The 529-nt window shown below is 40.8% G+C and carries 2 protein-coding genes; both read right to left on the reverse strand.

All coding sequences use genetic code 11. The features are described from left to right. Nucleotides 1-108: 108 nt before the first annotated feature. Nucleotides 109-252, reverse strand: coding sequence for a hypothetical protein (locus tag D5R40_RS36880; protein ID WP_161565206.1), 144 nt, complete (start codon nt 250-252; stop codon nt 109-111). 116 nt (nt 253-368) lie between these two features. After that, nucleotides 369-518: a transposase-like zinc-binding domain-containing protein gene (locus D5R40_RS43630; RefSeq protein ID WP_445974438.1), complete on the reverse strand. Its 150-nt coding sequence runs from the start codon at nt 516-518 to the stop codon at nt 369-371. Between the last annotated feature and the right edge of the window lie 11 nt (nt 519-529).

A 529-nucleotide genomic window follows, 5' to 3' on the forward strand; every position in this document is an offset into this window, starting at 1 on the left:
ACTGGATAACTTGCCATAACTTCTCAAAAGTTTGCCCTGGAGCGATCATGCTCCGCATCGCTATCGCGAACGCCAATTTCCCAAAGGATAATTCCCGGTTTCCAATGATTAACCACACAAGCTATTCCAAACAATCTGTTTTTTATTTCCCACAAACCGCTGTATTTCATCAATCTCAGTGATTTCAGGAATTTCATCATCCTGTGGTTCATCGGATAACTGTTGTGCCGATTCTTTTACCCAATTGATCATGGTAGTATGGTCAATTTCTGTAACTAGATGCGATGGCTGGAAATCCCATGCCGTTGAGATACATTTTGAGACAGAGTTTTTTGACTTCTGGATGATCAGCGTTATTACTTGGAGATTCAACAATCTTGTTGGCCACAATTTTGACATTGATGGCATTGTTTCCCCCGACGAAAACCTTTTTTTTTCAATCGAGATGATAGACATTTGGGACAGTGGATTGTTTTGAGCTTTCCTTGTGACACTTTAGATTTTACAGCATTCTCCACCCACCAAAGCC

It is taken from the genome of Okeania hirsuta, assembly GCF_003838195.1.
Lineage (GTDB): Bacteria > Cyanobacteriota > Cyanobacteriia > Cyanobacteriales > Microcoleaceae > Okeania > Okeania hirsuta.

What these genes read in the sequence shown, in the direction of transcription:
- D5R40_RS36880 (WP_161565206.1), bottom strand. Translation starts at nt 252, where the DNA reads ATGATCAATTGGGTAAAAGAATCGGCACAACAGTTATCCGATGAACCA.